General features: G+C 57.9%; 23 protein-coding genes. 5 read left to right on the top strand and 18 right to left on the bottom strand.

Annotated features, from left to right (window positions below):
* Window positions 1-191 precede the first annotated feature (191 nt).
* Window positions 192-1,511: a methyl-accepting chemotaxis protein gene (locus EBC_RS12315; RefSeq protein ID WP_013202121.1), complete on the bottom strand. Its 1,320-nt coding sequence runs from the start codon at window positions 1,509-1,511 to the stop codon at window positions 192-194.
* Window positions 1,512-1,904: 393 nt separating this feature from the next.
* On the opposite strand from EBC_RS12315, the gene EBC_RS12310 reads away from it, so the two are divergent.
* The 4 genes from EBC_RS12310 to EBC_RS12295 all read left to right on the top strand — a co-directional run bounded on the left by EBC_RS12310 (window position 1,905) and on the right by EBC_RS12295 (window position 10,495).
* Window positions 1,905-3,419 (top strand): ABC-F family ATP-binding cassette domain-containing protein, encoded by a 1,515-nt coding sequence (locus tag EBC_RS12310; protein WP_013202120.1) that lies wholly within the window; start codon window positions 1,905-1,907, stop codon window positions 3,417-3,419.
* A 208-nt stretch (window positions 3,420-3,627) separates the two neighbouring features.
* The gene (locus EBC_RS12305; RefSeq protein WP_013202119.1) at window positions 3,628-5,118 is read left to right on the top strand and encodes an SrfA family protein; all 1,491 of its coding nucleotides are present in this window, start codon (window positions 3,628-3,630) and stop codon (window positions 5,116-5,118) included.
* 2 nt (window positions 5,119-5,120) lie between these two features.
* Window positions 5,121-8,105, top strand: a complete 2,985-nt coding sequence (locus EBC_RS12300) for a virulence factor SrfB (RefSeq protein ID WP_013202118.1) — start codon at window positions 5,121-5,123, stop codon at window positions 8,103-8,105.
* The gene (locus EBC_RS12295; protein ID WP_013202117.1) at window positions 8,102-10,495 is read left to right on the top strand and encodes a virulence factor SrfC family protein; all 2,394 of its coding nucleotides are present in this window, start codon (window positions 8,102-8,104) and stop codon (window positions 10,493-10,495) included. Before EBC_RS12300 ends, EBC_RS12295 begins: the two co-directional genes overlap by 4 nt.
* A 188-nt stretch (window positions 10,496-10,683) precedes the next feature.
* On the opposite strand, the gene EBC_RS12290 is transcribed toward EBC_RS12295, so the two are convergent.
* The 11 genes from EBC_RS12290 to EBC_RS12240 all read right to left on the bottom strand — a co-directional run bounded on the left by EBC_RS12290 (window position 10,684) and on the right by EBC_RS12240 (window position 19,680).
* Complete coding sequence (locus EBC_RS12290; protein ID WP_041692003.1) at window positions 10,684-10,863, bottom strand: hypothetical protein; 180 nt, start codon at window positions 10,861-10,863, stop codon at window positions 10,684-10,686.
* 237 nt (window positions 10,864-11,100) lie between these two features.
* A complete protein-coding gene (locus tag EBC_RS12285) occupies window positions 11,101-11,472 on the bottom strand; it encodes a helix-turn-helix domain-containing protein (protein WP_013202115.1) in 372 nt (123 codons plus the stop codon).
* Between the two features lie 117 nt (window positions 11,473-11,589).
* The gene (locus EBC_RS12280; protein WP_013202114.1) at window positions 11,590-11,853 is read right to left on the bottom strand and encodes a type II toxin-antitoxin system RelE family toxin; all 264 of its coding nucleotides are present in this window, start codon (window positions 11,851-11,853) and stop codon (window positions 11,590-11,592) included.
* A gap of 120 nt (window positions 11,854-11,973) precedes the next feature.
* The gene (locus tag EBC_RS12275) at window positions 11,974-12,909 is read right to left on the bottom strand and encodes an ABC transporter substrate-binding protein (protein WP_013202113.1); all 936 of its coding nucleotides are present in this window, start codon (window positions 12,907-12,909) and stop codon (window positions 11,974-11,976) included.
* A 9-nt stretch (window positions 12,910-12,918) separates the two neighbouring features.
* Entirely contained in the window at window positions 12,919-13,713 is a 795-nt protein-coding gene (locus EBC_RS12270) for an amino acid ABC transporter ATP-binding protein (RefSeq protein ID WP_013202112.1), read from the bottom strand.
* Window positions 13,697-14,617 (bottom strand): amino acid ABC transporter permease, encoded by a 921-nt coding sequence (locus EBC_RS12265; RefSeq protein WP_013202111.1) that lies wholly within the window; start codon window positions 14,615-14,617, stop codon window positions 13,697-13,699. Before EBC_RS12265 ends, EBC_RS12270 begins: the two co-directional genes overlap by 17 nt.
* A gap of 9 nt (window positions 14,618-14,626) precedes the next feature.
* Window positions 14,627-15,139 (bottom strand): GNAT family N-acetyltransferase, encoded by a 513-nt coding sequence (locus EBC_RS12260; protein WP_013202110.1) that lies wholly within the window; start codon window positions 15,137-15,139, stop codon window positions 14,627-14,629.
* Between the two features lie 10 nt (window positions 15,140-15,149).
* Window positions 15,150-16,091: an ABC transporter substrate-binding protein gene (locus EBC_RS12255; RefSeq protein WP_013202109.1), complete on the bottom strand. Its 942-nt coding sequence runs from the start codon at window positions 16,089-16,091 to the stop codon at window positions 15,150-15,152.
* A gap of 14 nt (window positions 16,092-16,105) precedes the next feature.
* Complete coding sequence (locus EBC_RS12250; protein WP_013202108.1) at window positions 16,106-17,416, bottom strand: LLM class flavin-dependent oxidoreductase; 1,311 nt, start codon at window positions 17,414-17,416, stop codon at window positions 16,106-16,108.
* Between the two features lie 77 nt (window positions 17,417-17,493).
* Window positions 17,494-18,654 carry an amidohydrolase gene (locus EBC_RS12245; RefSeq protein WP_013202107.1) on the bottom strand — a complete coding sequence of 387 codons (1,161 nt, stop codon included), beginning with the start codon at window positions 18,652-18,654 and terminating at the stop codon, window positions 17,494-17,496.
* Window positions 18,655-18,675: 21 nt separating this feature from the next.
* Window positions 18,676-19,680 (bottom strand): MsnO8 family LLM class oxidoreductase, encoded by a 1,005-nt coding sequence (locus EBC_RS12240; RefSeq protein WP_013202106.1) that lies wholly within the window; start codon window positions 19,678-19,680, stop codon window positions 18,676-18,678.
* A 41-nt stretch (window positions 19,681-19,721) separates the two neighbouring features.
* Here EBC_RS12240 and EBC_RS25765 point away from each other — a divergent pair, with 41 nt between their 5' ends.
* The gene (locus tag EBC_RS25765) at window positions 19,722-19,877 is read left to right on the top strand and encodes a hypothetical protein (RefSeq protein WP_157868017.1); all 156 of its coding nucleotides are present in this window, start codon (window positions 19,722-19,724) and stop codon (window positions 19,875-19,877) included.
* A gap of 162 nt (window positions 19,878-20,039) precedes the next feature.
* On the opposite strand, the gene EBC_RS12235 is transcribed toward EBC_RS25765, so the two are convergent.
* The 6 genes from EBC_RS12235 to EBC_RS12210 form a co-directional block, all read right to left on the bottom strand.
* Complete coding sequence (locus tag EBC_RS12235) at window positions 20,040-20,432, bottom strand: YgiW/YdeI family stress tolerance OB fold protein (protein WP_013202105.1); 393 nt, start codon at window positions 20,430-20,432, stop codon at window positions 20,040-20,042.
* A gap of 72 nt (window positions 20,433-20,504) precedes the next feature.
* Window positions 20,505-21,902 (bottom strand): LLM class flavin-dependent oxidoreductase, encoded by a 1,398-nt coding sequence (locus EBC_RS12230; protein ID WP_013202104.1) that lies wholly within the window; start codon window positions 21,900-21,902, stop codon window positions 20,505-20,507.
* A 13-nt stretch (window positions 21,903-21,915) separates the two neighbouring features.
* Window positions 21,916-22,899: an ABC transporter permease gene (locus tag EBC_RS12225; RefSeq protein ID WP_013202103.1), complete on the bottom strand. Its 984-nt coding sequence runs from the start codon at window positions 22,897-22,899 to the stop codon at window positions 21,916-21,918.
* The gene (locus EBC_RS12220; RefSeq protein ID WP_013202102.1) at window positions 22,892-23,923 is read right to left on the bottom strand and encodes an ABC transporter permease; all 1,032 of its coding nucleotides are present in this window, start codon (window positions 23,921-23,923) and stop codon (window positions 22,892-22,894) included. The genes EBC_RS12225 and EBC_RS12220 overlap by 8 nt, the downstream gene beginning before the upstream one ends.
* On the bottom strand, window positions 23,920-25,446 hold the full coding sequence (locus tag EBC_RS12215; protein ID WP_013202101.1) for a sugar ABC transporter ATP-binding protein: 1,527 nt from the start codon (window positions 25,444-25,446) through the stop codon (window positions 23,920-23,922). The genes EBC_RS12220 and EBC_RS12215 overlap by 4 nt, the downstream gene beginning before the upstream one ends.
* Complete coding sequence (locus EBC_RS12210) at window positions 25,436-26,458, bottom strand: sugar ABC transporter substrate-binding protein (protein WP_013202100.1); 1,023 nt, start codon at window positions 26,456-26,458, stop codon at window positions 25,436-25,438. The genes EBC_RS12215 and EBC_RS12210 overlap by 11 nt, the downstream gene beginning before the upstream one ends.
* Between the last annotated feature and the right edge of the window lie 34 nt (window positions 26,459-26,492).

Below are 26,492 nucleotides of genomic sequence, written 5' to 3'. Positions count from 1 at the left end.
GTTTTTGAAATTACCTGAGAGAGTTTAGCAAACCGCTCAAGGCTGCCATGGACCGAAACGCGTCATAAGAGACCAGTCTATTGTATCTGATTGTAACTATTGCGGTTTTATCGACCAGACCGCGCGAAAATTAACCTCGCGGTAAAATGAACCGCGAGGCGTCGATAACCAGAGATTACGCCGGGCGCCACTTAATCCGTCAGTTTGTGGGTAACGTGGCCGATCGCTTCGACAACCTGCGAGGAATTGGCCTGAATATCGACGATCACGTTGCCCGCTTCGCGCACCAGATGGACGCCTTCATCGGCACGCACCAGGTTTGCGGTGATGTTCTTCTGCGCCATCGCCGCTAACTCGTGATTGCGATCGACCACGCCGGAGATCTCCTGACTGGCGGTATGAATATTGGCCGCCAGGCTGCGCACCTCGTTGGCAACCACCGCAAAGCTGCGGCCATGGGTGCCGGCGCGTGCAGCTTCCACCGCCGCATTCAGCGCCAGCAGGTTCGTCTGGCTGGCAATCGAGCGGATAGTTTCGACAATCACCCCAATTTGCGCCGACTGCGAGCTGAGCCCGTTAATATCGTTGGAGACTTTGCGCAGCTCGCTGGCAATTTCATTCATTTTTCGCACGCTGTTTTCAATCACCGTCACGCCAACGCGGGTATTTTCACTGGTTTCCAGCGCGGCCTGATAGGCATGCTCGGCGGCTTCGCGCTCCTGCTGGTTTTTCATCACCTGTGGTGACACGTCGGTGGCAAACTTCACCACTTCATACAGCTGATTGTTTTCGTCGAATACCGGGTTATAGGTGGCGCGCAGCCAGATGGTTTTGCCCTGCTTATTGATGCGCGCAAACTGCCCGGAAACAAAGTCGCCACGGCGCAGTTTTTTCCAGAACTCGGCATATTCCCGGCTGTTCGCCAGCTCAGGCGTACAAAACTGGCTGTGATTTTTGCCGATAATTTCATGGGACTGATAGCCCATGGTTTTCAGGAAATTGTCATTGGCGCGCAGCACCTGGCCGCGCAGGTTAAAGGCAATCACCGCCATTGAGCGGTTAATCGCATTGGTCATCGCCCGCTGTTCCTGCGCATCCAGAATGTGGTCGGTGATGTCCGAGGCCAGCTTAACGATTTTGATCACCCGACCGCTGCGGTCCTGCACCGGCACGTAATTGGCCTCCAGCCATAAGGGACGGCTGTTTTTGGCAATGCGCAGAAACTTATTGCTGAAGCTTTCGCCCTGTTTCAGCCGTTGCCAGAAGTGGGCATATTCGGGCGAACTGACCAGCGATGGCGGGCAAAACATCCGGTGATGCTGTCCGATCACCTCATGCAACTCGTAATCCATCTTTTCTAAAAACAGCGCATTGGCATTCAAAATAATGCCTTCGGGCGTGAATTCGATCATCGCAATGGCGTCGTTCAGCGAACTTAATGTCGCTTTTGAATGACGGGTATTGTTGTAGAAAACACGTGATAAAACCCCGGATTTAATCGTGCTAATCATGTTGTAACCTTATTGTCATATTTATGGTATTCGTCACAAGTACACTATCGGCAGATTTGGCGGAAATTTAAGCTGTAATTGAGAGGCATCTTTAAAACGGTTTTTTCTGATTATTTTCAATGCGATTTGAAACCCTGTTGATTTCATGGCTATACTTCTGGCACAAATTAACCCTTAACCAATAGTAAGGAGGCCCCCATGCAGTATTGTGAAATGAATTTATTTTCACGTACTTTTGGTATTTGGGCTGCTCAGGCTAATCCGCTTTCCTGCGGCGATGACCTGAGCTTGAGCGAAGCTACCTACTGATTTTCCCTTCCCTCCGGCTTTCCGGGTTGTCGTCTGCTTTTTATGACGACGGGCATGCTTTTGCCTGCAACTCTGGATTAAGCAATGAGCACATTACTTTCTGCACAATCACTCTGTTTTGATAACGCCTTTGGTCCGCTGTTGGATCGGGTTTCCCTGACGCTTTCAAGCGGCGATCGTATTGGCCTGATTGGTCATAACGGCTGTGGCAAAAGCACCCTTCTGCATCTGCTTTCCGCCGATATCGAGCCTGTTTCCGGTTCGGTGACTAAAGCCAGTCATTGTCTGATGGCGCATATCGAACAGCACCTTCCCGCCGCGTTGACCCAATCGACGTTGATTGACGCGGTTGTTGCCCAACTTCCCGCTGCCGAACGTCAAAGCGATCGCTGGCAGGCCGAGGTAATGCTCGACCGCTTAGGCTTTGACGAAGCGGTCTGGCAACAACAGGTTGATACCCTCAGCGGCGGACAGCATACGCGTTTGCTGCTGGCGAGAGCGTTAATGCTGCAGCCCGATTTATTGCTGCTTGATGAACCGGGCAACCACCTGGATTTGCCGACGCTACTGTGGCTGGAGCAGTTTCTGAAAAGCTGGCACGGCAGTTTTGTACTGGTTTCTCATGACCGCTATCTGCTGGATCGCGTCACTCAGCGCAGCTGGATTATGCGTGACCAGCAGCTGCACAGCTTTCACTTGCCCTGTAGCCAGGCGCTGGCGGAACTGGCCCTGCGGGATGAAACCGATGCGTTACGCAATCAAGCCGAGCAGCGTGAAATCGATCGGGTGACGAAAAGCGCGAAACGGCTGGCAGTATGGGGACAGGTTTACGATAACGAGGATTTGTCCCGCAAGGCTAAGCAGATGGAGAAGCGCATCGACAAGCTCCGGGATGAGCAAACGCTGCTGACGGAAGGATCGAAATGGCGGCTGACGCTTCAGGGCGAAGCACTGCCTGCCGATCGGCTTATTGAGCTACAGAATGCGGTGATTTCCGCCGATGTTGGCTCTCCGCGGCTGTTTACCGTCAACAGTCTGAAGGTCAAAAGTGGCGATCGCGTGGCGATTATCGGCGCCAACGGCGGCGGTAAATCCTCTCTGCTGCGTACCGTCTGGCAGGGATTTTCGCACCCGCGTGACGGGCTGGTGTTTCATCCCCGCGTTGAGGTGGGCTATTACGATCAGCGGCTAATGCAGCTCGATGAGCGTGAAAGCCTGAGCGATGCGCTGGCGCGTTTTGCCCCGATGACCAGCGAACAGCGGAAAATGGCGTTAATCAGCGCCGGATTTTCGTGGATACGGCATCAGCAAGCGGTCAGTACGCTGAGCGGCGGCGAGCGATCGAGGCTGCTTTTTGTCGGCCTCTCGCTGGCGCGTTATTCCCTGCTGCTGCTCGACGAGCCGACCAACCATCTGGATCTGGATGGCAAAGCGCAGCTCGCCGCTACGTTAGGTAACTATCAGGGTGCCGCGCTGATCGTCAGTCACGACCGGGAGCTGATCGCCTCAAGCTGCAATCGCTTCCTGCTGATCGACCAGCATCGCATTGAGGAATGGCACGATCTGGACAGGCTGTACGCCCGTTTAGCCGGCGAGTAAACGGTTAAACGGCAGGATATCCCCCGGCCATGGATGGCCACCGTGAATTTTCACCCTATTCGGCACTGCCTTTCGCGCATCCCATTGCGAAAGTAATCACCTGTTTACCCTCTTATTTCCGCCTTAGCCTTAAGTCAAATTCAACTACACTATCGGCAACACTGGAGAAGAGTTTACTTTCCACTTCTGACTAGAAGGTCCTTTTTGCGTGGCAAAATCATTCTTACGCAGCGGAAGTCTGGATGCGGTTCTGCCTCTTGGCGAGAACGGTCAGCCCGTTTATTTGTCAGCCCTGCAACTGCGCGAAACGCTGCGCCTCAGGAAACAACCTCAGATTGCTGATTGCCTGGCTATCCCTCAGCCTAACGATGCCGGCGATCGCCTTGACTGGTACTCACCGATTTCCGGAAAGGTCACTTCCTGGGCCGCCGCGAGCGAAAGCTCCCGCAGCCATGCGCTCAATCAGCTGATCGCCTGCCAGCAGGCCGTTGCGGATATGTGCCAGAAAGCACAGCAGTCAGAAAAAACCAGCCAGAAGCTGTTCGGTGCCCTGCTCGCCAAGGCGCTGCAGTTCCCCGACCAGAACTTTGTCTATCTGGTGGGCGGTAAGCCGGTGCTGACCTTCTGGGGCTTCGTCAGCCTGGATAAAAAATCCCGTCAGGATGCACTGGATTGCCTGCGCGCCGTGGAAGAGGACGAGCCGCCACTGAATCTCTCCAAAATGACGGCGACGATCCCCGCGGTTACCGCCGTGGCCCCGGTTATCGTTCCTGCTCCGGTTGCCGCCGCACCTGACGTGCTGCCAGAGCCGGTTGCCGTGACGCCTTTATTACCGGAAGCCCCGGTGGATGCAGCCCCTGCAGCCGTAGAAGCGCAACCGCCGGTGACATCGCCTGCCGCGAAAAACAAGCTGATCCGCTACGGCTGGATGGTGCCGGCTGCCGCGTTGCTGATTGCCTTTGGCGTGCAGATTAAAGGCTGTGTTTCCCAACCGGATACGGCGAAAACCGCCACGCCGGCGGAAGTGAAACCGGCCGCGCCTGAAGCGACGAAAGCGCAGCCAGAAGCCCAGCCACAGCCTGAAGCGACAGCCACAACGCCCGCCGTAGCACCTCAGTCTGCTGCCGCACCTCAGTCCGCAGCTGCACCTCAGCCAGCAGCCGCGCCTGAAGCCGCTAAACCGCAAACGCCTGCCGACGTGAAACCTGCGCTGCCGGTCGCGCCTTCAACCGTTGCCCCGGTTGATGCGACGGCTGCGGCGACACCCGCGGCAGAACAACCCGCTGAACCGGTCGCCGACCTGCCACCCGCGCAGAAAGATGACCTGGTGCTGCCGGCCAATGCGGTGAAGCTGGGATCAACCAAATTCCTTGATGGCCAGTGGCGCGTGATTGTTGGCGGTAAGAACCCGATCACCGGCAAGCCACCGAGCCTGCGCTATCAGATGAAAGCTGGCAAAGGCGTGGCAAAAATGACCATGGGCGATGGCATCGTGTGCCGCGTTGATGTGTATGCCGGCCTGATGAAATCCGGCAACCTGGTGATCAACAGCCGCACCAAAGCCAAATGCAGTGACGGTTCGCGCTATCAGATGCCGGACCTGGTATGTAAACAAGGCCTGACTGGCGCAGCCGAATGCAGCGGACAGTACGATGCCAATACGGTGTTACCGATGACGATGAAGCGCGAGAGTAAATGATGATGCTGGCAACGATCGCTGATTTTAAACCGAATATGACGCTGATTCAGAACAGTGGCATTCAGTTCCTCGACTTTGCGCTGACGCCTGAGCTGGACGCCGATCTGCCGGGCAAATTTGTCCGCCAGACCGCCAACGGCCCGCTGCTGCGCCTGAACTTCAACACGCAAAATGGCAAATATATGCTGCCGGTGAACGCCGGCACCGCGCCTGAAGTGGTGAAGCCGGAGTTCAGCTTCCCGCTGGCGCAATCCCTTGCGCTGCTGAACGGCATCTGGCTGCCGCTGCCCTTCCTGCGCTTCAATCCGCCGCGCACCTTTATAGGTGGCCCGGATAACTGGGCGCGCATGCAGATTATCGCCCTTGAAAAGCCGGATCAGAATGGCAACTCGTACCGCGTCTGCCTGGCCTTTGAAACCCGTGTCTGGGCCGAAGGTGAAGATGAGTCGCTGGCGCTGAACGAAAGCGACGTCAAAAATGGCGTCAGCTTTGCGCTGGCACATCGCAGTAACGAACTGGGCGAATTCCTCGACCACACCTGGATTGACGGCTGGCTGCGCGAAGTGTTCAGCCAGCAGGCGGCCAGCGTGGAAGACCGCCCGCAGGTCAATATTCGTGCCGCCCTGCGCGAGTTCGAATATCAGGCGCATTACCTGAATGTCCTGCATATGCTCGGTGATCAGCTCAATCTGCCAGAGCTAAAAATCAGCGCCGCCACCCTGCAGGAACCGGCGATCCCGGTGGACTTGATCCTCGATGTCGGCAACTCGCACACCTGCGGCATTATGGTGGAAGAGCATGTTGACGATCATCATGGCCTCAAGCACACCTATGAACTGCATCTGCGCAACCTGAGCGAACCGCATCAGCTGTTTAACGAGCTGTTTGAAAGCCGCGTGGAGTTTGCCCAGGCCAACTTTGGCAAACAGAACTTCTCGGTCGAAAGCGGGCGCGATGACGCTTTTATCTGGCCATCGATCACCCGCGTGGGCCGCGAAGCCAGCCATCTGGCGCTGCAGCGTCTCGGCACCGAAGGCGCCACCGGCATCTCCAGCCCGCGTCGCTACCTGTGGGATGAAGAGAGCTACACGCCGGGCTGGCGCTTCAGCCGGACGCCGGGCAACTCCGCCCAGGAGCCGCTGGCCACCGCCGCGCCGATGACCAATCTGGTCAATGACGAAGGCCAGCCGCTGTATAACCAACCGTTTGATGAGCGTCTGCCGGTGTTCCTGCCGCAGTACAGCCGCAGCTCGGTGATGAGCTTTATGCTGTCTGAACTGCTGGCCCAGGCCCTGATGCAGATGAACAGCGCCATCCAGCGCCAGAAAATGCTGCACAGCAGCGCGCCGCGCCAGTTACGCAACATCATCCTGACGCTGCCGTCGGCGATGCCGAAACCCGAGCGGGAAATCTTCCGCCGCCGGATGCACGAAGCCATCGCGCTGGTGTGGAAAGCGATGGGCTGGCACCCGGCAGATGACGACTTTACCAGCGCCAAAGATAAGGCCAAAAGCCTGGTGCCGGTGCCGGAAGTGCAGATGGAATGGGATGAAGCCACCTGTGGTCAGATGGTCTATCTCTACAATGAAACCCAGGTGAACTTTGGGGGCCGTGCGGAAGCCTTCTTTGTCAGCATGGCACGCCCGGACCGCGCCCGCGCGGCGGATGAGCCGGTTGGCAAAACCCTGCGCATCGCCTCGATTGATATCGGCGGCGGCACCACGGACCTGGCGATCACCCAGTACCGTCTTGATGATGGCGTCGGCAACAACGTCAAAATCATGCCGCGCCTGCTGTTCCGTGAAGGCTTTAAGCTGGCCGGTGACGACATCTTACTCGACGTGATCCAGCTGTATGTTCTGCCGGCCTTACAGGCGGCGTTCAAGCAGGCTGGTATGGTCAACCCGGAAGGCGTGATGACCCGGCTGTTCGGCCATGAAGGTCGTCTGGATGGGCACTCCACGCTGCGTCAGCAGGTCACGTTACAGGTGTTTATTCCGGTCGGCCAGGCGATTCTGGAAGCCTACGAGCGCTTCGATCCGCTGGATCTGAATGCCGAAGTGGATGCCCGCTTTGAAGAGTTGCTGGCGCTGCCACCGACCAGCAAGCTGCTGGATTACATCAACCGGGAAATCCAGCGCGAGCTGCCGGGTGAAGCCGATGAGTTTGATATTCTGCGCGTGCCGCTGATCGTCAAGTTGAGCAAGCTGCACGCCGAGTTCCTGTCACCGCGCATGAACATCACCCACAGCCTGCGTTCGATGGCGGAAGTGGTGGCGGTGTATGATTGCGATGTGCTGCTGCTTACCGGTCGCCCTTCACGCTTCCCTGGCGTGCAGGCGCTGTTCCGCCACCTTCAGCCGCTGCCGGTCAGTCGTATTCTGTCGCTGGACGGTTACCACACCAACGACTGGTATCCGTTTAACAAACAGGGCCGCATTGAGAACCCTAAATCTACCGCCGCCGTCGGGGCAATGCTCTGCCTGCTGTCGCTGGATTTACGCCTGGCGAACTTCTGGTTCAAAGCCGGCGATTTCCAGCCCTATTCAACCATCCGCTATCTGGGGATGCTGGACAGCAACGGCGCGCTGAGCAGCGATAACGTCTGGTATGGCGATATCGATCTGGATGACGAGAAGTTCAGCCTCGATTCCCGTCAGCGTTTCCAGGTACGCGGTGCCCTGACGCTGGGCTTCCGTCAGCTGGATAATGACCGCTGGCCCGCCTCGCCGCTTTACACCCTGCACATTGCCGATCCACAGCTGGCGCGCAGCGTGGCTGGCGACAAGGTGCTGAAAATTAAACTTGCTGTCGCTAAAGAATCCGGCGACTTTGGCCCGGAACGCTTTGAAATTGCGGACGCCACGCTCGATGACGGCACCCAGGTTCCGCTGGAGCATTTACGCCTGAAGCTGAACACCTTAGCCAGCAGCGGATCGGGATTAACCCATTACTGGATCGACAGCGGGAGCGTATACAAGAAATGAAACCTTTGACGCCAAAACAGCTGTCCGGCACCTTCGGCAAAAAACTGGAAACGCTGGCCAAGGGCATTGAGCGCTCGGTCAGCTGGCTGGAAAGCGCCCGCGAAACCTCGCCGCGCCTGAATATGGAAGCCGATCGCCTGAGCGTGCGGCTGCAGCGTCAGCTGAATAAAGCCACTAACCTGCTGGAAGCCGCCGGTAAAGAGTGCGCGATTGGCTTCTTTGGCCTGTCGCAGGCGGGAAAGTCCTATCTGATCACCTCCCTGGCGGCCAGTGAAAAAGGCAAAACCGAGATTGCGCTGGGCAGTTCAGTGATCGACTACAGCGTGCTGAATCCGCAACAGCTGACCGGCACCATGGTGGTTCGCTACAGCGGTCAGCAGGTTCGCGTTGATAACGAGTGGCCGGTGCAGCTGGCGCTGTTGAGTGAAGCAGAGCTGGTCGCTATTCTGGCCGACGTCTGGTCACGCCGCTGCGGCGATCAACCGGCGGTGCTCGACGAGCAGCAGATTTCTGAACGGTTGAAAACGGTGTCGATGTACCGTCAGCCAGAGGCCATCGATGGCATGAACCGCCAGGACGTGGTGGCCTTGTGGGATCGCCTTGCCACCTCGCAGCTGTGTTCCGGTAAAGCGCTGGAAACGCACTTCTGGCCGCTGGCGATTGAACTGGCCCCGATGCTCGGCGTCGACGATCGTGCCCGCCTGTTCTCGCTGTTATGGAATGAAGATCGCGGGCTGACCGCCCTTTATCGCCAGCTGGCGCACGTGCTGCATCATGTCTCCTGCGTGCCTCGCGTGCTGGCTCCGCTGGCGGCGCTGGACGATGCGTCCCTGAGTATTTTGAATAGCAACGGCCTGCGTTATTTCAACGCCTCGTCGGATCGCGTGATTCAGGTGGTACCTCAGCATAACGGCCGCAATCTGCAGCCGGTCAATCTGCCGCTGGCCGAGCTGGCGCTGTTAGGCCGTGAAGTGCTGATGCCGCTGTACAGCGCCCCGCGTGAGAGCCTGTTTGAGCAGGTTGATATGCTGGATTATCCGGGCTTCGAACAGCCTGCGGTGCTGCCCGATGATGAACACCATGAGCTGGCGCTGGCCTTTATGACCGCCAAGCGCCCTTTCCTGTTAACCCGTGCCGCAGAGCATCAGGATGTTAACCTGCTGATGGTGTGCAGCGCCGTCGGTCACCGTTCAGAGACCCGCACCGTTGGCCGCGTGCTGGATAACTGGGTGAAGCAGACTCAGGGCGAAAATACCCAGGTGCGCAGCCGCCGCAAGCCCGGCCTGATTTGGGCACTGACGCCGTTCGATCAGCGCATCACCCGTGGACAGAACTTTGATGCTGCCGTTCAGCGTTATGTCGGTAATCCGGGCGATGTCTGGGGATCGATGCTGGCGATGGATGAAAAAGGCGTTAAGCGCATGGCGGGCTGGCTGATGACCGAGATCCGTCGCGAAGCCAAAGTGGAAAGATTGCAGGAACAGAGCGCCGAAATCCGTCGTGAACTGGCAGAAAACCTGCTGGGCCGCTGGTATCTGGCCTCCGAGAAGGAAGAGCCGCAGGCGCGTCTGCGCATTGCCGGAAGCCTGCTGAAATCCTTGCAGGCCAGAACCGGCGTGCATGGCGAGCTGCTGGAAAGGTTGTTGCCTGCGCGTGAAACCCTGCGTCACCTGTTCCTGCAGCGTCAGAATCCCGGCGAGCGTCCGCTGGTGGAAGAGTATGCGTTAAGTGAAGATGACCCGTTTGGCATCGGCATGAGCATCGATTTACTGAGCGATGAGCCGGTCGCCGGACTGCTGAATGCGGAAGAGCAACACGCCGCCGAAGAGCCCGAAGCCGAATTTGCCCAGCAGGTGTATCGCCACTGGATCAATATTCTGCGTCAGTTGCCGGATCAGGGGCCGCTGCTGGAGCTGCTGGGCGTGACCAAGCCGACGCTGGAAATGCTGACCGAAGAGTTGGTGACCGCCAGCATCCGTTTAGATATTGAAGCCCTGCTGGTGAAAAAGCTGACCGATCATGACGCGTCAGGCACGCCGGTTGAAATGATGGCCGATCGTCAGGTTTCCCGCGCGCTAAGCGTGATGGGGGATTTTGTCGCCTGGTTAGGTTTCCAGCATGTGCCGGAAGCCGAGCGTCCGCAGAGCAAGATCAACCGTGGAAAGCCGATTTTCGCCAAACCGGAAACGCAGACCGCCAGCCTGGGCCCCGGCCAGCGCCTGACCAAACTGGATCTGAAACCGAATAATTACGCGGCCTGGTATATTTACGACTGGCTGGTGGGATTAAACGAGATGATTTTGCAGAACGCGGGCTACTCGGCAGCGCGTGAAATCAACAGCGAACAGCGTGATGAGCTGGCATTAATCCTGAAGCAGATTGGCAAGTAAGGCATGAAAAAACCGGGGCAGATTCAGCCTGCCCCGGTAACACATAGCGTGCAAAACTACAGCAAACCTCAACACACGACCCTACTTTCAACACATTCCTTCACCTCACGGCGATGGTTTCGACGTTCAATCTTTACGCTACACGGACTATCCCGATCTGTTTCCTGAGCTGTGACCCACTTACGGGTTTACTGCGAATCGGCGTTAGCAAACCATCTTGGATCGAAATTGCCAAAATCCAGGCCATACATCCCGGCGATAGGAATAATCGACTCAAACACGCGTTCTGAGATCGGATTGTGATTGGCCATTTCATCGGTTTGCCCGTTAGCGATCTGCCCAAACAGGCGAGTTAACCAGTTGCTCATCATCATCTCCTAAAGGATTATTCGTTCTGTGACACCAGATTTACCGGATCCCAGCATTGAACGGAAATAAGGATATCTGCATCCGTTATGCGGTGGACAGATATGCCAGGCGCTCACTTATCTGACCTTATAAAAGCCGCGACCTGTTCGCCGACATATCATCAGTGAAACAGGTTGCCACCCTGTTTCTATCGCCTTAATTTATCTACAAAAAACCCCGCTTATGCGGGGTTAAATTTATTCTAACGTCAACTGTTCGGGATCACACTTATAGAGTTGGGCAAGCCTTTCTAAATTATCTTTTCTGGGTTTTTCTGACTTTTCAAACTCTGAAACAGTTGCTTGAGTGATTCCTAATTTTTCAGCAACTTGCTTTTGCGTCATGCCTCTGTAGAGTCGCCAGGCAGCCTGCATGGTGCAGTTTTTCGATGAGAATATGTTTATCACCTCATTGGGGTATTTAACGTTATCGCTGGGGCCCCTTTCGGTTTCAAGGTATTCATAAAGCTCATCTAACTCGCTGTTAAAAATTAACTTTTTAAACAAATCCATAGGCACAATAGCCGAAAGTTTTTCACCTTTACTGTTGGTGATATATTGAATCGCCATGCCATTAATCCTTCCTAATTCAGAGAGTTATAAAATTATCATTATGCTGCTTGTTTTGGCGTCTTAGCCCAAAAATCATAAGCTAAGGTGAAAAGCCAGACGGATCGCCCAGTTTGCTTAGTAGGTCGAGTTGTTTCGGCGAAGAACGTGCAGAATTTCAATCACTACTGGGGTTCCACCATGTAACTCTATGAGGACACGATAATTTCCAACTCTGAGGCGAAACTGGTTTTTCATATCGGTAAGCTTTTTGAAATCAAGATTGCCGATAATGGGGAAATCACCCAGAGAATTAACCTTGCTGCGCACAGCTTCCTGGTCTCTCGCTGGTAGTTTTCGCAGGTCTTTCGCTGCTTTACCTGTCCAATAGATCTGAACCATATAACATCCTTGTTAGCTTAACATCCCTTAAAACGCCATCCCAGCGCCATGCGAAATATAGGGTCGAAAACCTATATTGTCAACAAATCAACCCTATACTTCTGCAAAATACCAATATTTTTAATAAACAATCCCCTGCGGATTCACCGTGGAATGAGCAATCGCTTCATCCTGCTCGCCCCAGCGTTGCAGCACCTGTTGATACTGCCCGCCGGCAATGGTGCCATCCAGCGCGGTTTGTAATGCCGGGGCCAGGCCGTTGCCCTTTTTGGTGGTGACGGCCACCCAGGCGCGGAATGGGCCGTTGCCCACCAGTTTGGTTTGCCCACGAGATGCCACTTTCCAGGCGGCGATAGAGTGTGGACCAAACATCGCATCCGCGCGGCCGGATAGCAGCGACAGCGTCGCCGAGGCATCATCGGTCAGATAAATCGGCTCAACCGGCGCCAGCCCTTTTTCCCGGTTCTGCTGGTCCCAACTCAACAGGATGCGTTCCTGATTGGTGCCAGAGGCAACGATAATCCGCTTACCGGCGACATCCTTCGGCGAATTAATGGCGGCGATCGGGCTGTTGGCCTTCACCGAAAACGCATGGTTATCCGAGCGATAGGTGGCAAAATCGAACTTCTTTTTGCGCTCTTCGGTGACCGCAATATTAAACATCGCCACATCATAACGCCCGGCCGCTATCCCTAACGGCCAGTCCTCCCACGAAGCCGGCACCAGTCGCAGCTTTAAGCCCAGACTGTCGGCTAATAAGCGGGCGATATCCGGGTCGCTGCCAATGCGGGTTTTATTGTCCGACGCCAGCAACGCCAGCGGCGGCGAATTGGTGGCTGAGGTCGCCACCGTCAGGTAACCCGGTTCGATAAAATGAAATCCCGCCGGGATCTTGCCGATCGCGTCCGGGTTCGCCGGCGCATTAATTGGCGTTTCGTTCTTCAACACGTCCAGTTTTTCTGCCGCCGTGGCGGTAACGCTGCTGAGCCAGATCACGCTGGTCAGCGAAGCGGCAAGCAGACTGCATTGCCATAATGGGTTTGCTTTGATCATCATGTCCCTTCCTTACAGCACACGGGCGAGGAAACGCCGCGTTCGTTCATGACGGGCATTGTTCAACACCTGGGTGCTGCTGCCCTGCTCGATGATTTTGCCCTCGTCCATAAACACCACATGGTCCGCCACTTCACGGGCGAAGCCGATCTCATGGGTGACGATCACCAGCGTGGTGCCGGACCGTGCCAGCTTCTTGATCACGTCCAGCACTTCGCTGACCAGCTCCGGGTCCAGCGCGGAGGTCGGCTCGTCAAACAGCATCACCCGCGGATTCAGCATCAGCGCCCGCGCAATGGCGACGCGCTGCTGCTGACCGCCGGAAAGATGGCGCGGCCAGGCATCGGCCTTGTGACGCAGGCCAACAATATCCAGCAGCTCACCGGCGCGAATAATCGCATCGCGTTTTGACAGCTGACGATGGGCGATCGGCGCTTCAATCAGGTTCTCCAGCACGCTCAGATGGGGAAACAGATTGAAGTTCTGGAACACGTAGCCGACGTTGATGCGCTGCCGCAGGATCGCCTTCTCCTTCAGTTCATACAGCTTGTCTCCCCGCTGCTGATAGCCAATGTAGTCGCCATCAATGCGGATAAAGCCCTCGTCGACCCGCTCCAGATGGTTAATCGAGCGTAGCAGGGTGGATTTCCCGGAGCCCGACGGGCCGAGGATCACCGTGACCGAACCGGGTTCCAGTTCCAGCGAGACGTCGTTCAACGCCTTATGCTGGCCAAAGCTTTTGCTGACGCCGGTAATGCTGATGGCACCGGTGGCATTGACGTTGCGGTAATCAATGGCTTCTGACATGAACGATCTCCTCTGACGGGGTAACAGGCGTGACGCGGGTACGCCATTGACGCCAGCGTGAAGGTTTAGGTTCGCGGGTGACGCTGCGTGCCAGCCAGCTTTCCACGTTATGTTGGATCACGGACAGCACGGTGGTGATAATCAGATACCAGGCCGCACCCACCATCAACAGCGGGATCACTTCCTGATTGCGGTTGTAAATCATCTGAATGGTGTAGAACAGTTCCGGCATCGCCAGCACGTACACCATCGCGGTGCCCTTCGCCAGGCTGATGATTTCATTAAAGGCGGTCGGAATAATGGCGCGTAACGCCTGCGGCAAAATGATGCGGAAGGTACGGCGGAAGGCCGATAAGCCGAGCGCCGACGCCGCTTCGTGCTGACCAAAATCCACCCCGAGGAAACCGCCGCGAATGATTTCGGCGCTGTACGCCGCCTGCACCAGCGTCAGGCCAATAATCGCGGCCGGGAACTGACCGAGCACGTTAATGGTCTGGAAATGGCCCCACGACAGGCTGGTAAAGGGCACGCCGACCGACAGGGTTTCGTACAGGTACGAGAAGTTATACAGAATGATCAGCACCACAATCAGCGGCAGTGAACGGAACAGCCAGATATAGCCCCAGGCCAGGCTGCTCAGCAACCAGGAGGAAGAGAGCCTGGCCAGTGCCAGCACGCCGCCGAACGCCAGGCTGAACACCGTGCCCAACAGGGTCAGCAGCAGCGTCTGGCCCAACCCGTGCAGGATCACCGGATCGAAGAACCAGCGGGCAAACACGCCCCATTCCCAGCGCGGGTTAAAGGCCACCGACTGCACCACACCGGCAAGAATAAACAGGGCGACCACCGCCCCGATAATGCGCCCTGGATACCGGGCCGGTACCACTTCCAGCTGCTTGTCCATGCTCACTCCTTAACTGGCCTGGGCGATGCGGTCAGCATCGACCACTTTAATAAAACGCAGGCGACCGTCATGCGGCGGCTGGCTGTAACGCTCCAGGTCGCCACTCAGATCGAACTGCGGCACGTAGCCATGGCCGCTGTACAGGCGCACGGCTTCGGGCTGACGGAATCCGGTGGTGAGGAAAAAGCGGCTGTAACCGGCGAGGATCGCCCGGCGCTCCAGCTCTTTGACCACAATCAGCGCCAGCCCCTGACGACGCCGATCGCTGCGCGTCCAGATGCGCTTCAGCTCAGCCGTCTGCGCGTCATACGGCTTATACGCGCCCATTGCGATGATCTCGCCATCACTCTCCAGCACGATAAACAGCCCCTGCGGCGGCAGATACCATTCGGTCAGCTCCACCTCTTTCAGACTGCTAAAGTAATCGCCGTAGCGCGCGGCATACTCGCCAAACAACCCGGTGAGGATCGGTTGCAGTTCGGGCGCCTCCGGCGAGACATCGCGGAATTGTCTGTCGCTCATTGCGGGCTCCTTAGTCGCCTAATCCGGGTGGGTTGATTTCGGAATGGTCGATGGCTTCAACCCCTTCTCCCCAGCGATTCAGCACCTTTTGGTAGTCGCCGTTCTTCATCACGCCGTTCAAAGCAATATTCACCGGATCGACCAGGCCGCTGCCTTTTTTCAGCGTCACCGCGATATGCGCCGCCTTTGGCCAGCCACCATCGACGCTGCCGACCAGTCGGGTTTTACCGGTCAGCGCCGCTTTCCAGGCACCAATCACGTTCGGGCCAAAATAGGCATCCGCGCGGCCGGACTGCAGCGCCAGCGTCTGGGCGGCATCATCTTTGGAATAGACCGGGGTAAACGGCTTCAGCCCTTTCGCCTGGTTCTCTTTATCCCAGGCCAGCAGAATCGCTTCCTGGTTGGTGCCGGAACCGACGATGATGCGCAGGCCAGCGATGTCTTCCGCTTTGCTCAGCGATTTAATCGGGCTGCTGGTTTTGACGTAGAAGCCCAGCGAGTCTTTACGGTAGGTGGCGAAATCAAACTTCTCTTTGCGCTCTTTGGTGACGGTAATATTGGTGATCGCCGCATCATATTTGCCGGAAGCCACGCCCAGCGGCCAGTCTTCCCAGGAAGTCGGCACCACGTTGAGCTTCAGGCCGAGGCTGTCGGCCACCAGACGGGCGATATCCACTTCGCTGCCGAGCAGGGTTTTGTTGTCATCGGAAAACACCGTCAGCGGCGGCGAATTCAGCGCTGCCACCGCCACGGTAAAGGAGCCGGGAACCGCCGGGCGGAATCCAGCGGGTAATGCCGAGACCGCCTGCGGATTTTTTTCGGTATTGACCGGGGTTTTATTGGCTTCAAGACTGACGCGCTGACCGTTAACCGCCACATTGGTGGTATCTGCAAGGCTACTGCCGCTGGCGGCCAGTAACAGTAAGGCGATAAAGGTATGAGTTTTCTGCATTGTTCAGGCTCTTATTATTTAGCGAACTGATTAAGGGGATTTTTCAGGGCAAAGCTGTCGCGCAGGGTTTTGCCGGGATACTCGCTACGTGACAGGCCTCTTGCCTGCAGGATCGGCACCACGCGATCGACAAAGCGCTCAAAGGTATCCGGCGTCCCGCCATTGATGATGAAGCCATCGGCCGCTTCGCTGTCGAACCACAGTTGCAAACCGTCGGCGACCTGTTCCGGCGTGCCGTGGAACAGCGGACGCGGCGTGGCCGATTCCAGCGCGGCCTGACGCAGGGTGTGGCCGTGCTGACGGGCTTTCTGTTTGATCTCATCGGTGGTGCTGCGGAAGCTGTTCTGGCCAATCTCGCCCAGCTCCGGGAACGGCTCATCCAGCGGGTATTGCGAGAAGTCATGATGGTCGAAGAAACGCCCCAGATAGTTCAGCGCATCTTTGATCGACACCAGCGCGGCGGTGGCCTGATACTGATCCTCAACATCCTGCGCATCGTTACCGACAATCACGCTGACGCCCTGGAAAATATGCAGCTCATCCGCCTGACGGCCGTTCTGCACCACCTGATTTTTCACATCGCGGTAAAAAGCCTGCGCCTCTTCACGGGTCGGTTGATGGGTAAAGATGGCATCAGCATGGCGGGCGGCCAGCTTGCGACCATCTTCAGACGCGCCGGCCTGGAAGATCACCGGACGGCCCTGCGGCGTGCGCTCAATGTTCAGCGGGCCCTGCACCTGGAAGAAATCGCCGTGGTGATTTGGCGTGTGCAGTTTCTGCGGATCGAAGAACTGACCGCTCTCCTTGTTGCGCACAAACGCGCCCTCTTCCCAGGAATCCCACAGCCCTTTCACCACCTGCAGATATTCATCCGCAATGCGGTAGCGCAGCGCGTGTTCCGGGTGCTGCTGGCGCGAGAAGTTCTTTGCCGAGCCTTCCAGCGGCGAAGTGACCACGTTCCAGCCGGCGCGACCGCCGCTCAGGTGATCGAGGCTGGCAAACTGTCGGGCGACGGTAAAGGGTTCGCTGTAAGAGGTGGAAACCGTTCCCACCAGCCCCAGATGCTCGGTGGCGCCCGCCAGTGCGGACAACAGCGTTAGCGGCTCAAAGCGATTGAGGAAGTGCGGGATCGACTTTTCGTTGATAAACAGACCGTCGGCGACAAACAGGAAGTCCAGCTTGCCCTGCTCGGCTTTACGGGCGATTTTTTTGGCGTAATCAATGTTGATGCTGGCATCTGCCTGCGCCGCCGGATGGCGCCATGCGGACATATTGCCAGATGCGCCGTGCAGAATAGTGCCCAGTCGAAGCTGTCTACGGGTCATAATGTTCTCTCTTTTTTAGCGATAGCGGTGCCGGACGGGAGGACGGTGATCCTCCCGCTCAGGCGTTAATCGGGGATTTAGTGCGTTTCGGTCAGGGGCGTACAACATCGGGCGTTAAGCTGTTGCAACGCCTGCTGCGCCAGTAGCGCGAAATAGTGTGAGGCCGGGGCGATAGACGCCTCGTCAGGATTGAAGCTGCCGTGATGCAGGCCATATTCGCTGGCGCTGCCGATGCTGACAAAAGCGCCTGGCACCTGTTGCAGATAGAAGGCAAAGTCTTCGCCCCCCAGATGCAGATCGGCATTCAGCACCCGGTAACCGGCCTGCTCAGCGACTTGCGCGCTGAACTGCGCCCAGTCCGCATCGTTCACCAGCACCGGCGGGCCGGCATGCCAGCTCAGGGTGGCTTCTGCGCCGCTGGCCAGCGCGTAGCTTTCCACCAGCTGGCGCACGCGGGCTTCCAGCTCTGCGCGCACCTGCAGATCGTGGGTCCGTGCGGTGCCACCAAATTCGACGCCCGCTGGCAGCACGTTCCAGGTTTTTCCGCCGTCAATGCGGGTAATGCTCAGCACCAGGCTGTCGAGGGTATTGAAGCTGCGGCTGGTCAGCCCTTGCAGCCCCTGAATAATCTGGCTGGCGACGACAATCGCATCAACCCCCTGTTCGGGATGGGCGGCGTGCGCGCCTTTGCCGGTCACCCGAATAATAAATTTGTCGGCGTTGGCATAAAACGCGCCGCTGCGCGTGGCAAAGGTGCCGACCGGCAGGCCCGGCTCGTTATGCATGCCGAAAATCGCCTGCACGCCGTCGAGCAGTCCGGCGGCGATCAGTTGCTTTGCCCCGACGGCGATCTCTTCCGCCGGTTGAAACAGGATGCGTACCCGGCCTTTCAGCTGCGCTTCATTGGCCTTCAGCTCCAGCGCGGCACCGAGCATCACCGCGCTGTGCAGGTCATGACCGCAGGCATGCATCACGCCCGCTTCCCGCGAGTGAAAACGCACGCCGCTGGTTTCAAAAATCGGTAACGCATCGATGTCCGCACGCAGCGCAATCAGCGGTTCACCCTCACCGATTTCCGCCACAACGCCGGTTTCCAGCGCCGTTTCCAGCAGCCTGATGCCGGCATTCTGCAACCATTCACGCAGGCGTCGGGTGGTGGCAAACTCTTTGCCGGACAGCTCCGGCCAGGTGTGCAATTCGCGACGCCATTCAATCAGCTGTGCTTCATTTGGCTTCAAGGTAAACCTCCGCTGCACGTTTCAGGCCGCGATCAGATGATGGGTCGCCAGCAGTTCCAGCGAGTTTCGTCGCGCTGCGGCATCGACGATCGGTGTATCGATGATGAATTCATCAATGCCAAAGTTCTGATGGAGCGCTTCAAACTGCGCATGAACCTGCGCGGCGGTGCCTTTCAGCAGCGATGGCGTGCGCGGTTCGATCAGGTAATCGGTAAAGCCGCCCTGTCGTATATAGCGTTCCGCCTGTTCAAGGCTGGCAACATTAACGCCGGGACCGTTTTTGACCTGCACGTGGAACTGCTTCATGCCGGAGACCAGCAGCTCGGCCTGCGCCGGCGAGTCCGCCGCCACCACCTGCACCGCCACCAGCGCTTTCTGTCCCTGGCTTAAGCGTGCATAGGTGTTTAACGCGTTTTCCAGCTGCTTTCTGTCGCCGTTGATATGCGCCGCGAAGACAAACTGCCAGTTCAGCTCAGCCGCCAGCCGCGCACTCTCTTCACTGGCCCCCAACAAAAAGCGGGACACCGGTTTTAACGGCAGCGGCGTGGCATTCAGCGTTTCCTCATCGGCTTCATCACCCGGCGATGGGGTTTGCAACCAGTTATCCAGTAAGCTCAACTGTTCGGCAAAGCTGCCCTTTTCGTCAGCATGAACGCCTTGCTGTAATGCATGGGTCGAAAGGGGTAATCCACCGGGCGCTTTACCGACGCCAAGATCAATTCGACCGGGCGCCAGTGAGGCGAGTAAATTAAAATTCTCGGCAACTTTATACGGGCTGTAATGCTGCAACATCACGCCGCCAGAGCCGACGCGAATATGTCGGGTCTGGGCGATAATCCACGCAATTAATACTTCTGGCGAAGGCCCAGCCAGATGACGGGTATTATGGTGTTCAGCCAGCCAGAAACGATGAAAGCCCCAGGCTTCCGCCTGCTGAGCCAGTTGCAGCGTGCGCTGCAGGGCTGCGCCCGGCGTTTCACCCGGTGCAACCGGTGATTTATCTAACAGACTCAGTCGATATGCCATTCACCCATTCCTTTTCACGTCTAATTGCCACTGAGTGTGGCGTGGCAATGCGAACAGGTAAAACAACAAAAAGTGAAATATGTAGTGATAAAATGGCAATACGCCATTTACCTCGCAAGCAGATTGAAGTTGACGTAATTAACACGGCAAAATTCGGTTATTTTATTTTCGGCAAAGCTTTGCCTGAAACAGATTAAGCAATGCGGTTTGCTGTATTTGGGGTGGGGTTTTCATGGCCAGTTAAATGGCACACGGGTAATAAAAGGGGATGGTTCGAGCTTCAGGCTAATTATGGTTTTCAAGCGGCGTGAGGAAACGGAAAAAAGCCCCTGTCCGGCAGGAGCTGTGAAATAGTGAACTTACGGCGCTTTGATCTGTTGCGCCTGGACATGGCGGGATTTGCCCTGACCTTTCACATAGCCGCTCAGGCGGACCAGATCTTTGGCGCTGTACTCTTTACCTTTCCAGGCGCTTTGCGGCACGGTGACGCGGATGGTGCCGCTGTCATCCCGGAAATCGAAGGTTTCCGCCCCGGTTTTCTTAATCAAAAATCCTTCCAGCGTCACCCAGGCATTTAATCGTTGATCCGCCAGTGAGGCGACCGTGCTTTCGGCGGTATCTTCGGTGCCTTTTTTACCCGCATCTTTCTGCTGCGGTGGCGGTGGCGCTTCGCCGGTTTTATATCCGCCCTCTGCGGCCATCGTGTGGCTGCTAAAAGCCAGTAATGCGGCCAGTGCCAGCATCTTTTTCATTGGTTCTCCTTAAGGTCTCAGGCGATGTCTTATGCTATGCATCGCTGTTAAGCCTGGCACAGGAAAGCAGGGTTAGCCGGGTTCAGAGCGGTTATGACGGTACTGGCTGATGGGATGATCGTCCGGCAGCCTTGATTGCCCTTCGCCCTGTAACCGCTCACGCAGCGTTAAGGGCGTGGCCGGTCTGGCGGCGATCCTGCCGCGCGCCGCGAGTTCAGGCACCACATAGTGGACGAAATCTTCAAAGCTGCCGGGACTGATCGCATAACCGATATTAAAACCATCGACGCCGGATTCAGCCGCAAACTGCTCAAGCCGATCGGCGATGGTGGCCGCGCCGCCGACCAGCGTCGGATGCAGGCCACCAATGGCGATGTAACCTGCCGCTTCCCGCAGCGTCCACTGTCGGCCTGCGTCAATTCGGGTCAGGCTGGCCAGCGCGGAACGGCAGGCATCGGTTTCGATATACTCCAGCGGACGATCCAAATCGAACGCCGACCAGTCAACGCCGGTCCAGGCGGAGAACAGCGCCAGCGCCGCCTCTTCACTGATGTAGTGCTGGAAATCCTCATAGCGCGCCTGGGCCTGCGCATCGTTTTCCCCGGTGACCACGGTGACCGCCGCAATAAAGCGCAGCGAGGCGGGATCGCGCCCGTACTCCGCCGCCAGCGTGCGAATAAGCGCAATATCGTTGCGGATCGCCTCGGCGGTCAGCCCGGCCATAAAAATGACTTCGGCATGTTTCGCGGCAAAGTGGCTGCCGCGCGATGAGGTGCCCGCTTGCAGCAGCACCGGCGTGCGTTGTGGACTGGGCTCGCTGAGGTGCGCATCCGGCACCTGATAATAGCGGCCCTGGTGCGCGATCGGATGCACCTTGCGCGGGTCGGTATACACCCCCTGCCGTTTGTTATTCCGCACCGCGTCGTCTTCCCAGGACCCTTCCCATAACTTGCCGGTGACCTGCAGAAACTCTTCCGCGCGATCGTAGCGTTCGTCATGGGAAATTTGCCGGGTCAGTCCGAGGTTGCGAGCCGCTGAATCCAGCATTGAAGTGACGATATTCCAGCCAATCCGGCCGTTGGTCAAATGATCGAGGGTGGTGAATTTTCGTGCCAGCAGATAGGGGTGTTCATAGGTGGTCGACACCGTCACCCCGAAGCTCAGATCGCGGGTGGCGGCCGCCATCGCCGAAACCAGCAGCAGCGGATCGTTCACCGGCATCTGCGCCGCCAGTCGCAAGGCGCTGTCAGCGTTGCCCTGGTAGACATCCAGCTGGCCCAACGCATCGGCGAGGAACAGCGCGTCAAAGCCCGCATCATCCAGCAAGCGGGCGATCTCCACCCAGTAGCGGATATCCTTGTAGCGGTCGGCGCTGTCCTCGGGATGGCGCCATAATCCGGCGGAAATATGTCCGACCACGTTCATCATAAAGCCGAACAGGATAAAGGGTTGCGGCGTCTTGTCAGTCATCATTGTTCCTTGTTCAGGCGCGTTGCCGGCCTTTCAGCGCACCGGCGGCCAGCACCAGAAAAATCAGCACGCCGGTGGCGACCTGCTGCCAGTAAAAGTTCCAGCCAATCAGCAACAGCCCGTTGGCGACAAAGCTCAGCAACACCACGCCCAGCAAGGTTCCCGCGACGTTGGGCCGCCGTTGAGCCGAAAAGGTGCTGCCGATAAAGGCCGCGCCGATGGCGTTCAGCAGGTAGGCATTGCCCGACATCGGCACCCAGGCCTTGACGTTAGCGGCCAGCATCAGCCCCACCACGCCCGCCACCACCGCGCTGAGCACAAATCCCACCGCCAGCGTGCGGCCAACGGCGATGCCCGAGTAGCGGGCGACGCTGATCTGCACGCCGGTAAAGGTCAGCGCGCGACCAAAGCGGGTGCGTTGCAGCAGGATATGCAGCACCACGGCAATCACCAGCACGTACCACAGCGGCAGCGGGATCCCCGCCAGCAAACCGTGGCTGATGGCGGAGAAGCCTGGCGGCAGCACCTGGCTGAGTAAATAGACCGGCTGGCCGCCGCCCGACGAAAGCTGTTGCACGCTCTGGCCGATAAACAGCGTGCCGAGCGTGGCCAGAAACGGCTCCACGCCCAGCACCGCCACCAGAAAGGCGTTGAACAGCCCGACGCACAGCGCCGCCAGTAACGCGGCACCCAGCGCCAGCGGCAGGCCGACCTGATGCAGCATCAGCGTCACCAGCACCAGGCAGGCAAAATCGATGGCGGTACCGATAGACAGGTCAATGGCCCCCATCGAGGCCACCACGGTCATCGCCAGCGCGGCAATAGCCAGCGGCGCGACATTATTCAGCAGCACGCTTTGCAGATTATTGAGGCTGAAGAATCCTGGCGCGAAGCAGCTAAAGAAGATCAGCAGCGCAGCAAAACAGATCAACACGCTGACCCGCAGCAGGTTGCCACGCAGCCGGGTCAGGACCGGCGACAGAGTGATATCAGACAAGGACCTTACTCCTTTGATGGCGTTGACGCAGGAAGGCGGTCAGCGAGACAACCAGCAGGATCAGCACGCCTTCTACGCCGTTGATCCAGTAGCTGGAGACGTTGATCAGCTGGAAACCATTGGCGATCAGCCCGAGGAACACCACGCTTACCAATGTGCCGAGGATGGTGGGCACCAGCCGCCGCGAAAAGACCACGCCAAGCAACACGGCGGCGATCACCATCAGCAGGTTATCGTTGGCGCCCGGCGAACTGCCGCTGAGCACCGTGACTGAACCGAACGCCGCCAGACCGGCTGCCAGCCCGCAAAGCACGTAGCTGGCGGCAAGATAGCGCGTGACGGACAGCCCGTTGGCCCGTGCGGCCAGCGGATGACTGCCCACCGCCTGCAGCCGCAGGCCGAACGGAGAAAGATGGGTCAGAACCGCGAACAGCCCTGCCACGATGGCAAAGGCCCAGGCCAGCCACGGCAGCGATAACGGCCCTGCGCCAATCAGCGCATCGAACAGCGGGCCGCTCACCGGCACCGTTGAATTCTGCGTCACCACCATCTCCAGCCCGAGGGCGATATTCATGGTGGTCAGGGTGGCTAACAGCGGCAAAATCTTCAGCCACACCACCGCGATGGCGTTGACCAGCCCGACCGCGCCGCCGGTAAGTAACGCCAACAGCAAGGCGGTTTCCAGCGACCCGCCCTGGCTTAGCTGAGTGGCGAAAACCGCCGCGCTGAGACCCATATTGGCCGCCACCGACAGATCGATGCCGCCGGTCAGCGAATGGCTGCCGCCACCGCTCAGCACCAGCGTCAGGCCAAAGGCCAGCGTGCCGGTGACCGCAGTTTGCTGCAGGACGTTGCCCAGATTGCCGAAGGTGAGGAAAATGGGTGACAGGAAGGCAAACACCGCCAGCACCGCAATAATCAGCAGAAACGCGCCCAGTTGCAGCAGCGGCCCTTTACGATCGCGCGCGGAGGCAGTGCGTCCGCTAACCGCCGTTGCTGACGCAGCAGAAGAAAGTTCGGTCATGTTAACGCTCCCGTCGCCGCCGACTGAGCGCCAGCGGCCCAGGCGAGGATTTCATGATCGTCGGTGTCCGCGCCCTGCAGGGTTTTCACCACTTTGCCGCGCGCCATCACCAGGATGCGATCGCTGAGCGACTGCAATTCCAGTAAATCGGTTGAAAACAGGATCACCAGCGCCCCTCTGGCCGCCAGTTGGTGCAGCGCGCGGTAGATTTCCGCCTTCGCGCCGATATCCACCCCCACCGTCGGCTCATCCAGCAGATAGACTTTCGCCCCGGTATTCAGCCATTTTGCCAGCACCACCTTTTGCTGGTTGCCGCCGGACAGCAGGCGCACCGCAGCCCGATCGCCGGGCGTGCGGATCCCCAGATCGCGGATATTGTCCGCCACCAGGCGGCGTTCTTTACCGCCATCGATCAGCAGTTTTTGCGTTAAGGCCGACAGGCTGGTCAGGGCGATATTTTCCCTGACGCTCAGATCCGGCGCGATGCCGTTGGCCCGGCGATCTTCCGGCACAAAGGCCACGCCATGCTTCACCGCCTGATGCGGCGAATGCGGCAGCCAGGCCTCGCCATCCAGCGTCAGCGCGCCGCTCAGGCCATGTTCCAACCCAAACAGCGCGCGCACCAGCGCCTTGCCGCCGGAGCCCAGCAGGCCGGTGATGCCAAGAATTTCACCGCGATACGCGGTAAAGCTGACCTGTTCGAAGCGCCCGGCGGCCGCCAGATTGTCAACCCGCAACAGCGGATGCGTTTGCGGCTGCGCATCCCGGCGGGTCAGCGCTTTTTGTTCGCCGCCGAGCATATCGCCAATCAGCTGGCTGGCGGTGATCTGACTGACCTGATGATGGGCGACGTTACGGCCATCGCGCAGCACGGTCACCTGCTGACAAAGCGCGGTAATTTCATCGAGATAATGCGAGACGTAGAGGATCGCCAGACCCTTTTGCTGCAAGTGGCGAATGGCGCGAAACAACGCCGCCACTTCATGTTGCCCTAATGCGGCGGTCGGCTCGTCAAACACCAGAATGCGCGGCGACTGGCGCATGGCTCGGGTAATCTGCACCAGCTGCTGCTCCGCCACGCTTAAATCGGCGATCAGGCGATCGGGAGGAATGGCGATGCCAAACAGATCGGTAATCGCCTGTGCCGCCGTGCGGCGCATCAGCCGTCGGTTGATCAACGGCAGGCCGGGATAGCGCGGCTCCTCACCCAGTAACAGCGCTTCCGCCACCGTCAGGCTCGGGGCCAGCAGCCGCTCCTGATGGACAATTTCAATCCCCAGCGCCTTTGCCGCCTGCGGCGAAGGAAGCGCGGTTTCCCGCCCTTCCAGCACAATCTGCCCGTCATCCGCCTGCTGCAGCCCGGCGAGAATTTTGATCAGCGTCGATTTGCCCGCACCGTTATGGCCGATCAGGCCATGGATTTCCCCGGCCGCCAGCGTCAGCGAGACCTGACGCAGCGCCGGGATGCCAGCAAAGGCTTTACTGATGTTGCTCATCGCCAGCAGCGGAGCGTTATTTTGCATCGCTCTGTCCCAGCGTTTTCTGCACCTCAGCGGCATTCTCTTTGGTCACCACCAGCGCCGGTACGTAGGTGGCTGGCGGCAGAGAGCGATCGCCCGCCAGATAGCGTGCGACGTTCTGCACCGCGGTCTGGCCGATCAGGTACGGTTGCTGCGCCACGACCGACGCGGCGCTGGATTTCGGATCCTTCACCAGCGACACCACGTCCGGGCTGCCGTCAACGGCGTAGGTTTTGATCTCGCTCCGCCCGGCGGCATCCACCGCCTGGGTGGCCCCAATTTGCGGCACATCCCACGCCGCCCAGATCGCCTGCACCGTGCCTTTCGGGTATTTATTTAACAGCTGGCTAATTTGCGCATAGGCATCCTGCACCGTATTGGGGATCACATCACGCAGCTCCGGCTGAATGATTTTAATTTTTGGATACCATTTTAATACCGCTTTGAGCTGGTCATAACGCATGGCAACCACCGGCACGCCATAGAAACCGTTAAATACCAGAATATTGCCCTCACCATGCAGATCGTTAACCATTTTCAGCGCCAGCTGCTCGCCAATATAAAAGTTATCCGAGGTGGTAACGTTAATACTCGACGGACTGGCGGTATCGACGGTAAATAAGGGGATCCCGGCGGCGCGAATTTTTTTCAGCCAGGGTTCCAGTACCGAGGCGGTGCCGAGCGTTTCGATAATCGCGTCCGGCTTTTGCGCAATCAGCGTCTGGATTTGGCCGATTTGCTGCGCCTCCTTCCTGCCGCCATCCAGCGCGATTGGCGTGCCGCCAAGGCGTTTCACCTCATCCACCTGACCCTGATAGGCTTTCAGGTCCCAGTAGTGATCGGTCCCGGCCACGGTGATCCCGATGCGTTTTCCCTGCAACGACGGCACCTCACCATTCGGTGCCGCCTGAGCGGACAGGGAAAATAATACCGACAGGGTAAATAAGGCTAAACCTGACGCACGCAAACCTGACTTAATAACCGCACTGTTTTTTATATTTTGGCTAATCATCATCTGTACCTGGTGAAATTAATAAGAGTTCAACTTA

Origin of the sequence: Erwinia billingiae Eb661 (genome assembly GCF_000196615.1) — a bacterium.
Classification (GTDB): Bacteria; Pseudomonadota; Gammaproteobacteria; order Enterobacterales; family Enterobacteriaceae; genus Erwinia; species Erwinia billingiae.
The sequence above is the reverse complement of the archived record's forward strand: the minus strand, read 5'-3'. Positions and strand labels throughout refer to the sequence as shown.

Bases quoted from the DNA above. Each gene is read 5' to 3' on its own strand.
- EBC_RS12315 (WP_013202121.1), bottom strand. From the start codon at position 1,511: ATGATTAGCACGATTAAATCCGGGGTTTTATCACGTGTTTTCTACAAC.
- EBC_RS12310 (WP_013202120.1), top strand. From the start codon at position 1,905: ATGAGCACATTACTTTCTGCACAATCACTCTGTTTTGATAACGCCTTT.
- EBC_RS12300 (WP_013202118.1), top strand. From the start codon at position 5,121: ATGCTGGCAACGATCGCTGATTTTAAACCGAATATGACGCTGATTCAG.
- EBC_RS12295 (WP_013202117.1), top strand. From the start codon at position 8,102: ATGAAACCTTTGACGCCAAAACAGCTGTCCGGCACCTTCGGCAAAAAA.
- EBC_RS12290 (WP_041692003.1), bottom strand. From the start codon at position 10,863: ATGAGCAACTGGTTAACTCGCCTGTTTGGGCAGATCGCTAACGGGCAA.
- EBC_RS12285 (WP_013202115.1), bottom strand. From the start codon at position 11,472: ATGGCGATTCAATATATCACCAACAGTAAAGGTGAAAAACTTTCGGCT.
- EBC_RS12280 (WP_013202114.1), bottom strand. From the start codon at position 11,853: ATGGTTCAGATCTATTGGACAGGTAAAGCAGCGAAAGACCTGCGAAAA.
- EBC_RS12275 (WP_013202113.1), bottom strand. From the start codon at position 12,909: ATGATGATCAAAGCAAACCCATTATGGCAATGCAGTCTGCTTGCCGCT.
- EBC_RS12270 (WP_013202112.1), bottom strand. From the start codon at position 13,713: ATGTCAGAAGCCATTGATTACCGCAACGTCAATGCCACCGGTGCCATC.
- EBC_RS12265 (WP_013202111.1), bottom strand. From the start codon at position 14,617: ATGGACAAGCAGCTGGAAGTGGTACCGGCCCGGTATCCAGGGCGCATT.
- EBC_RS12260 (WP_013202110.1), bottom strand. From the start codon at position 15,139: ATGAGCGACAGACAATTCCGCGATGTCTCGCCGGAGGCGCCCGAACTG.
- EBC_RS12255 (WP_013202109.1), bottom strand. From the start codon at position 16,091: ATGCAGAAAACTCATACCTTTATCGCCTTACTGTTACTGGCCGCCAGC.
- EBC_RS12250 (WP_013202108.1), bottom strand. From the start codon at position 17,416: ATGACCCGTAGACAGCTTCGACTGGGCACTATTCTGCACGGCGCATCT.
- EBC_RS12240 (WP_013202106.1), bottom strand. From the start codon at position 19,680: ATGGCATATCGACTGAGTCTGTTAGATAAATCACCGGTTGCACCGGGT.
- EBC_RS12235 (WP_013202105.1), bottom strand. From the start codon at position 20,432: ATGAAAAAGATGCTGGCACTGGCCGCATTACTGGCTTTTAGCAGCCAC.
- EBC_RS12230 (WP_013202104.1), bottom strand. From the start codon at position 21,902: ATGACTGACAAGACGCCGCAACCCTTTATCCTGTTCGGCTTTATGATG.
- EBC_RS12220 (WP_013202102.1), bottom strand. From the start codon at position 23,923: ATGACCGAACTTTCTTCTGCTGCGTCAGCAACGGCGGTTAGCGGACGC.
- EBC_RS12215 (WP_013202101.1), bottom strand. From the start codon at position 25,446: ATGCAAAATAACGCTCCGCTGCTGGCGATGAGCAACATCAGTAAAGCC.
- EBC_RS12210 (WP_013202100.1), bottom strand. From the start codon at position 26,458: ATGATGATTAGCCAAAATATAAAAAACAGTGCGGTTATTAAGTCAGGT.